General features: G+C 55.6%; 8 protein-coding genes. 6 read left to right on the forward strand and 2 right to left on the reverse strand.

Annotation, left to right across the window (positions count from 1 at the left end):
• Nucleotides 1-14: 14 nt before the first annotated feature.
• The 3 genes from sat to IDH41_RS27120 all read left to right on the forward strand — a co-directional run bounded on the left by sat (nucleotide 15) and on the right by IDH41_RS27120 (nucleotide 3,300).
• A complete protein-coding gene (sat, locus tag IDH41_RS27110; protein ID WP_190866780.1) occupies nucleotides 15-1,181 on the forward strand; it encodes a sulfate adenylyltransferase in 1,167 nt (388 codons plus the stop codon).
• 129 nt (nucleotides 1,182-1,310) lie between these two features.
• Nucleotides 1,311-2,111 (forward strand): N-acetylmuramoyl-L-alanine amidase CwlD, encoded by an 801-nt coding sequence (cwlD, locus tag IDH41_RS27115; RefSeq protein WP_190866782.1) that lies wholly within the window; start codon nucleotides 1,311-1,313, stop codon nucleotides 2,109-2,111.
• 112 nt (nucleotides 2,112-2,223) lie between these two features.
• Nucleotides 2,224-3,300: an Mrp/NBP35 family ATP-binding protein gene (locus tag IDH41_RS27120; protein WP_190866784.1), complete on the forward strand. Its 1,077-nt coding sequence runs from the start codon at nucleotides 2,224-2,226 to the stop codon at nucleotides 3,298-3,300.
• 98 nt (nucleotides 3,301-3,398) lie between these two features.
• Here the strand turns inward: IDH41_RS27120 and gerD are convergent, their stop codons facing one another.
• Nucleotides 3,399-4,118: a spore germination lipoprotein GerD gene (gene gerD, locus IDH41_RS27125; protein ID WP_190866786.1), complete on the reverse strand. Its 720-nt coding sequence runs from the start codon at nucleotides 4,116-4,118 to the stop codon at nucleotides 3,399-3,401.
• Between the two features lie 182 nt (nucleotides 4,119-4,300).
• Here gerD and IDH41_RS27130 point away from each other — a divergent pair, with 182 nt between their 5' ends.
• Entirely contained in the window at nucleotides 4,301-4,921 is a 621-nt protein-coding gene (locus IDH41_RS27130) for a KinB-signaling pathway activation protein (RefSeq protein ID WP_190866788.1), read from the forward strand.
• 4 nt (nucleotides 4,922-4,925) lie between these two features.
• Here IDH41_RS27130 and pdaB read toward each other — a convergent pair whose 3' ends face one another.
• A complete protein-coding gene (pdaB, locus tag IDH41_RS27135; RefSeq protein ID WP_190866789.1) occupies nucleotides 4,926-5,732 on the reverse strand; it encodes a polysaccharide deacetylase family sporulation protein PdaB in 807 nt (268 codons plus the stop codon).
• 107 nt (nucleotides 5,733-5,839) lie between these two features.
• On the opposite strand from pdaB, the gene IDH41_RS27140 reads away from it, so the two are divergent.
• Nucleotides 5,840-6,466 carry a stage II sporulation protein M gene (locus IDH41_RS27140; RefSeq protein ID WP_190866791.1) on the forward strand — a complete coding sequence of 209 codons (627 nt, stop codon included), beginning with the start codon at nucleotides 5,840-5,842 and terminating at the stop codon, nucleotides 6,464-6,466.
• A 124-nt stretch (nucleotides 6,467-6,590) separates the two neighbouring features.
• On the forward strand, nucleotides 6,591-6,812 hold the full coding sequence (locus IDH41_RS27145; protein ID WP_190866793.1) for a hypothetical protein: 222 nt from the start codon (nucleotides 6,591-6,593) through the stop codon (nucleotides 6,810-6,812).
• The last annotated feature ends 178 nt before the right edge of the window (nucleotides 6,813-6,990 follow it).

Genomic DNA, 6,990 nt, shown 5'->3' on the forward strand with positions numbered 1-6,990 from the left:
AGGCAAGGCACAACATGAGTCAAATATTACCTCACGGCGGCGAGCTCGTGAATCGGCTTGCGACGGGCGCGCAGCGTGAAGCGTTACTTGCGGAAGCGAAAACTTTAAAATCCATTACGATCAACACATGGACGATCTCCGACCTCGACCTGATCGGCGTCGGCGCATTCTCCCCGCTTACGGGCTTCATGAACGAAGCGGACTACCGTTCGGTCGTCGACAAGATGCGTCTGTCGAACGGCCTTGTATGGAGCATTCCGATTACGCTTGCCGTCGATGAAGCGAAGGCTGCCCAGCTCGCGGCCGGCGAACGCGCGGCGCTGATCGGCGAAGACGGCGTCGTATACGCCGTCATCGATATCGACAGCATCTTCGTCGCGGACAAGAAGCACGAAGCGGTTAACGTATTTAAGACGGACGAACTGGAGCATCCGGGCGTCAAGAAGCTGTTCGAGCGTCCGAATACTTATGTAGGCGGAGCTATCACCGTACTCAACCGGCCGAAGCCGGAGAAATTCGAAGAGTTTTATTTCGACCCGTCGGAAACCCGCCGCATCTTCGCGGAGAAGGGCTGGAAGACGGTCGTCGGCTTCCAAACGCGCAATCCGGTACATCGCGCGCACGAATACATCCAAAAAACGGCGATGGAGATCGTGGATGCGCTATTCCTGAATCCGCTCGTCGGCGAGACGAAGTCCGACGACGTTCCGGCGAACGTGCGGATGAAGAGCTACCTGGCGCTGCTTGAAAATTATTATCCGAGCGACCGGGTATTCCTCGGCGTATTCCCGGCGGCCATGCGTTATGCCGGTCCGCGCGAAGCGATCTTCCACGCGCTCGTCCGCAAAAACTACGGCTGCTCGCACTTTATCGTAGGCCGCGATCACGCGGGCGTAGGCGACTACTACGGCACGTACGAAGCGCAGGAATTGCTCAAGTCGATCCCGGCCGAAGATCTCGGCATTACGCCGCTTTACTTCGAGCACAGCTTCTTCTGCACGAAATGCGGCAACATGGGCACGTCGAAAACTTGCCCGCACGGCAAAGAGGACCACTTGACCCTGTCCGGCACGAAGGTTCGCGCGCTCCTGCGCGATGGCGTATGCCCGCCTCCGGAGTTCTCCCGTCCGGAAGTCGCCAAAATCTTGATCGAAGGCATGTCCAGCCAGCCCGTAGGCTAAGCGGCACGGCAACCGAAAGGTTTGTCTCATAAACGACCATCTCGTCCCATATAAATGAGTGAGAGCAAGACGCCAGGCATGGAGCAACGATGCCGCTTATTCATTTGATGGGGACGAGGTGGTTTTTTTATGCGCCGGATCGGTCGGCATGTCGTCGTATGGATGACGTATAAAGGGGTAATACGCATCGGAATGGGCCTGTTGGTTATCGCGCTGACCGGCCTGCTGCTCACGCAGACGATGCCGGCGAGCAGCACATGGTCGTATTGGACGCTGCCGCTGTCGGGGAAGACGATCGCGATCGACGCGGGGCACGGCGGCGTGGACGGCGGCGCGGTCAGCAAGGAAGGCACGATCGAGAAGGATTTGAACCTCGCGATCGCGCTTTATTTGCGCGATTATTTGCAGCAAGCGGGCGCGATCGTCGTCATGACCCGGGAAGGCGATTACGATCTGGCTACGGGCGACGCGCGCGCCTACAGCAAACGGAAGACGGAGGACTTATTGAAGCGCGTCTCGCTTATTAAGGAAAGCAAACCCGCGGCCGTCATCAGCATCCACATGAACAGCATTCCGTCGGCGAAGTGGTCGGGCGCCCAGACGTTCTACCATCCGGGCAATCATCCGGACAATCGCGCCCTTGCCACCTTCATCCAGGACGAGATTAAGCGGAATTTGGAAAACACGACGCGGGTGGCCGCCACGCAGAAGGACGTTTACGTCCTGAAGGCGATCAAGGATATTCCGACCGCGCTTGTCGAGGTCGGCTTCCTGTCGAATCCGGGCGAAGCGCAGCGGCTTGCGGATGCCGAGTACCAGCGGCAGGTGGCCGCGTCCATCTACGAAGGCATCCTGAGGTACAGCTCGGGCGAGAAGCTGAGCGGAGGCGCGCTGCAGGAGGAGACGGACGCTCCGGCGACGAGGGAATAGGGATAAACCAAACCGGACTCGGCTCCGTGCGCAATTGATGATGGGCTTGCATGCTTCGTGTGTTATAATGACTATGAAGCAATCGTCATTACATAAAGGTGGGACACGTGCAATGCTGACACGCGAACAAGCAATCGAAGCCGTCCAGACCGTGACGGCCCAATATACCGCGGAACAAATCTCGTTCCGCGACGTGATGGTCCGGGACCGTCAAGTATCGCTGACGGTCCTTGGGGCAGGCGCGGCGCTGCGGCCCGCGCTTGAAGCCTCGCTCCGCGAGGCATTGGCGCGCATCGGCGCCGAAACCGTGCACTGCCGGTTTCGGGACGAGGCCGCGCCTCAGGCGGCGCCCGCCAGCGCCGGCGCCGACAAAGCCGCGGGCCCCGCGCCCGTACAGGGCCACGGGGCCAATCTGGCCAGCCCGCTGCTCGATCCTCGCAGCGGGGTGCAGTTCATCGCCGTCGCCAGCGGCAAGGGCGGCGTCGGCAAGTCGACGGTGACCGTTAATTTGGCGGTCGCCTTAGCCCGCAGGGGCAAGCGCGTCGGGATCATCGACGCCGATATTTACGGCTTCAGCGTGCCCGACATGATGGGCATCGAGGAACGTCCGAACGTGGAGAACGAGCGGGTCATCCCGATTGAGAAATTCGGTGTCAAGGTGATGTCGATGGGCTTCTTCGTCGAAGACAACAGCCCGATCGTCTGGCGCGGCCCGATGCTCGGGAAGATGCTCCGCAACTTCTTCCAGGAAATCGAATGGGGCGAGCTCGATTACGTGCTCCTTGACCTGCCGCCCGGAACGGGCGACGTCGCGCTCGACGTGCATCAGATCATTCCGCAGAGCAAGGAGATCATCGTCACGACCCCGCACGCGACGGCCGCGTTCGTGGCGGCAAGGGCGGGGGCGATGGCGATCAAGACCGAGCACGAGATCATCGGCGTCGTCGAGAATATGTCGTATTACGAATCGCCGACGACCGGCGAGAAGGAGTACGTATTCGGGCGGGGCGGAGGCGCCCGGCTGGCAGAGACGCTCCACGCCGACCTGCTTGCGCAAATTCCGCTCGGCGCGCCGGATAACCATCCGTCCGAGCCGGACTTCTCACCGTCGGTATACAAGGCGGATTCCGAGACGGGCAAGCTGTACATGGAGCTTGCGGACAGCGTTCTCGGCAAGCTGGAGAAGTAACCGGCCGCCCGGCCAAGCCGGCTTCAGGAACAACAAAGCCCGAACGAGGTTCGGCGAGGCATTCGTTTGCCTGCGCCGCCGAATCGTTCGGGCTTTTTTTACATGCCGGAGTCCTCTTGCTGCTGATCCTCTTCCTCCGCGCTCGCTTCCTCGCTTTGGCCTTCTTCTTCGGCCGCTTGCTCTTCCTCCTGGGCCCCGCCTTCCTCTTCCTTCTTCTGCTTCTGAACCTTCTCGTCGGGCTTCGGCTTCAGCTCTTCCTGCACCGCCGCCTTCATCAAATCGAGCAGCTCGAGGCGGAACAGCGGATTTTGCATCGATTCCTGCATGAGCGACATCACTTCTTTGCGGTACTGCGTGCTTTGCAGCACCTCGAGAATCATTTTGTCCATTTCGGGGTTCTTCAGCACTTTGACCAAGTCGGCTTGGTACGTCGGATCCTTGATCAGCTCTTTATGGATCTCTTTGTTTTGCTTGTTGACCGATTTGGCGAATTCGCCGGCGAACCGGGTATCGACCATCAACCGTTTAATGACTTTGTCGTATTGCGGAGAGACGAGCACGTCCTTGACGGCCAAGCGGACTTCCTCCTGGTCCTGGACCGACAGCAGCTTGGTGCCTTGGGCGTTATAGCCCGAAAGGGACTGCGCGGATTCCTGCAGCGCCTTTTGCGCGTCTTCCGTTTTCAATATATCGATGACCATGGATTTCAAGTCCTTGTAGCTTACCTGCTCGTTTCCTCCGGACGGCTCGGCGCCGCAGCTTGCCAATAGGAATGCCATGGCGGAGATGACCGACAATAAAGCCCATTTTTTGCGCATAGTTGCTGCTCCCTTCTAAGTCAGTACTCGATGCGCTTATTATGCGCATTGTTCACCGGATTATCATGGACGGCCGTTAGCTTTTTGTTGTGAACGTGGTAAAATAAAGGGTAATGCGAAAAGCAAGCTTAACGCCGATGTCAATTGGCAGCGATACACAAATTTTCAGGAGGATAGTAACCGTGAATTTGAAAAAATGGTTTTTCCTATTTTGGAGCAGCATGGCCGCCGGCGCGATCGTATGCGTCGTCACGGGCGCGATCATGCAGTGGCTGGATCCGGAATTCGGATTTTTGGGCTTCGAGGCCGCCGGTTTTAACGCATTGATGATGGCGATGGTCGGCCTGATGATCGGAGCCTTCAGCCAAATGGGTTTTTTCGCCTATTTAACGTTGAACTACATCGCGCTGAGCGTCTTCGGCAAAAAATACTTATGGAACGCTTTGCAAGGCTATACGACCGTTTTCGCCGCTGGAGGTTTAGGCTATATTTTGTACGAGAAGAACCTCAACAACTGGTTTTTCTGGCTGCTGCCTGTCGCGCTGTTATTGTTGTCCGGGGCGGTAACCTGGTTCAAAATCAAGCAGACGAACAAAACCGCGCTTATCCCGACCATGTTCCTCATGGTCGTCGTGACGTTTATCGAAGCGTGGCCTGCCATCAAAGGGGACACCAACATGTACGCCATCATCTTTATGATTGTCCCGTTGTTTGTTTGCAATGCCTACCAAATTATGATGATGCACCGGTTGCTCAAAAAAGAAACCGACCAAGCAGCAGTCGCTGCAAAGCCGGTTGCCTAACGTTTTATTCCATTGCGGCGGCATCCAGCTGCGGGAAGGCTGAGGTCGCCTTGTCCTGCACGGTTTTGCCGTCGACTTCCGTTTGGGTGATCAGATCGGTCACCGTTACGAAATCGTAACCGCCGCCCCGGAGCTGATCGATGATGACCGGAAGCGCTTCATGCGTCTGCTTGACGGAATCGCTTGCATGGAACAGGATGATATCGCCGGGATGAGCGCGCGAGACGACGCGGTTGATGATTTTGTCGGTACCGATATTCATCCAATCGAGGGAATCCGTATCCCACTGGATAACTTTGTACTTCAATTCCTCGGCGATCCGCAGCACGCGCTTGTCGAAGTCGCCGTTCGGGAGGCGGATCAGGTTCGGCTGCTTGCCGGTGACGTCGGACAAAATCGTATGCGCGGTCATGATCTGCTTGCGAATCTCTTCGTCGCTTAGCTTGCTGTAGTTGTCGTGCTTGTGGCCGTGGCTTCCGATTTCAAAGCCGGCATCCTGAATTTTTTTGACGATTTCGGGATGGGATTGGCTCCACGGAGACGATAGGAAGAAGGTGGCCTGCTTAATTCCTTTTTCTTTGAGCACGTTAAGGATCGGCTCCGTCCTTTTCTCACCCCAGCTGATGTCGAACGTCAGGGCGACGACCTTCTTCTCCGTCGGCACGCTGTAGATCGCGGCCGGCTGCTGCGGGGCGAACACCGTGATGTTGTCCCGTTCGGCATAGATGATGCCGATCGAGAAGACGACCGCGATGGCGATTAAGAAATACCGTTTCATCTTTCGTCCGTTCAATACATAAAAGACGTTCATAGGGAAGGGCTCTCCTCTCTAATGGAAGCTTGTTCTACTACAATCCTATGCTCGTACAAGCAAGATATTCGTACAAGTTGTCAACTTGAATGCAGGAGGCGGGAACGATGTTCAAATGGCGTACTATCGCGGATCATTTCAAGCAGATGAACGGGTACATCGCATTCGGTTTCATTTTGTTTTTCGCGGGCATGGTCGTCGGCGGGACCAATCCCGCTTTTCGCGAATTCCTTTCGGGACAGCTGGAAGGCTTAAGTAGTCTTAAAAACATCGTCGAAGAGTCGGACAACCCGACATTGACGATGCTGATCGTCATCTTTCTGAACAATGCGATCAAGTCGATATTTGTCATGTATTTGGGCGCATTATTCGGCATTCTTCCCCTTTTGTTCCTCGTCGTAAACGGAATGATCGTCGGTTTCCTGCTGGGCGCGTACGGCGAACAGTACGGGGGAGCGTATGTGGCGGAATTGGTCGTTAAAGGGCTTCTTCCGCACGGCATCATCGAAATTCCGGCCATTGTCGTGGCATGCGCTTACGGCATGCGATTCGGCATACTGGCGTTCAAAGGCTTAGGATCGGTCATGTTTGCGCGGACGAAGGCGGCGGGAATCGGACGGGAGCTTGAATCGTTCGTGATCCGAACGGTGCCCGTCATGGTTATATTGACGGTATCGCTGCTGCTGGCCGCCGTGATCGAAAGCACAATTACGGCGTGGTTGGTTTTGTTGTAATAAATTTACCAATATTTGAGCATAACAATAAAGCAGTGTCTTACACCTCGTGTAAGACGTTGCTTTTTTGTTCCTTTTAGGACGGTTGGTTGCGCTTTACATTAAAAGGAGGTCACACACGGCTATGCTCGGAATCCTGTTCAACGACAAAGAATGCAAAGAGCTCGACTACGTCCTTCGCAAAGAATTGGATGAAATGCTGCTTGATTTGAGCGATTCCAGATTGGACGGGGACATCAAACAAGCGATTACGAGAAGATACAAAATCATCTTTCGCATGTACGCGCGCATCGCTTCGCCCAAAGAGCTTTCCCGTTACGCGCTGAGCGCCCGGAATTACAAGTGAAATATCGATCGAAAAAAACTTCAAAATAGGGGTTGCATTCAATTGGGCCCCTGTGATATATTATTTCTTGTCGCCGCTGACGTAAAGCGGTTGACGCGATAGAAAAGCTTGTTCTTTGAAAACTGAACAACGAGTGAAACTGCCCCGTTAATCCGCATGGATTAATGGAAAAGCGATA

Origin of the sequence: Paenibacillus arenilitoris, from assembly GCF_014705655.1 — a bacterium.
GTDB lineage: Bacteria > Bacillota > Bacilli > Paenibacillales > Paenibacillaceae > Pristimantibacillus > Pristimantibacillus arenilitoris.